This window comes from Acidimangrovimonas sediminis (genome assembly GCF_002871005.1).
In the GTDB taxonomy this organism is placed as follows: Bacteria; Pseudomonadota; Alphaproteobacteria; order Rhodobacterales; family Rhodobacteraceae; genus Acidimangrovimonas; species Acidimangrovimonas sediminis.
Genome location: NZ_PHSN01000083.1, coordinates 1 through 693 on the forward strand (window position 1 = coordinate 1; position 693 = coordinate 693).

The 693-nt window shown below is 64.9% G+C and carries 1 protein-coding gene; it reads right to left on the reverse strand.

The features are described 5' to 3' along the window. Positions 1-429: IS110 family transposase (locus tag CVV76_RS24425; RefSeq protein ID WP_146010400.1), on the reverse strand; the 429-nt coding region annotated here is incomplete at its 3' end. Between the last annotated feature and the right edge of the window lie 264 nt (positions 430-693).

The following is a 693-nucleotide window of genomic DNA, read 5'->3' on the forward strand; positions in this document are numbered from 1 at the left end:
CAGGTTGGCGTGCAACACCGCATGAACGCGGCTCTTGGCCCGGCGGATCGAACGGACGATCGCCACGCGCTCGGACACCAGGCGCCGCAGTTCCAGTGTGGCGTCGTCGGCCGCCCAGACCTCCGGCAGGAAACCTGCGGCATGCAGCTGTGCAAGAATCGCCGCATCGACCTTGTCGGTCTTCACCCGCGCATGCGCGATGGCCTTCACCTGGAGCGGATTGGCGATCACCACCCGCGCCACGAACGGCGTCAGCAGCCGCACGATCACGGCAGTGTTGCCCGTCGCCTCCAGGACCACCTCATCGTCGGGCCGCAGGCTGCGGCCGAACGCCACCACCGCATCGTGCTCCATGTCGACCCTAAAGCTCTCCGTCACGGTCCCGTCCGCGAAGATCGCGACCTGCGCGAAGCTCCGGTGGACATCCATTCCGATCGATCTCATCCTTTGCTCTCCCAGTTGGTGTCAGGGGAGTGCTCGGGCTCGTACGACATCTACGGATACGCGCTCTCGGCGCATACGGGCTGGTCGCAGGGGCGGCCAGATAACAACGCGAGCTCGCAGCTCATAGTCAATTCGGCCTGCCCGGTCTTCGCACTCCAGCGCCCCTGTCCCGCAGCACCAGCTTACCATGACAGATGGAAGAACAGACCGCGGAACCGAAGCGCCACCAACAGCATGCCCGATAACAAC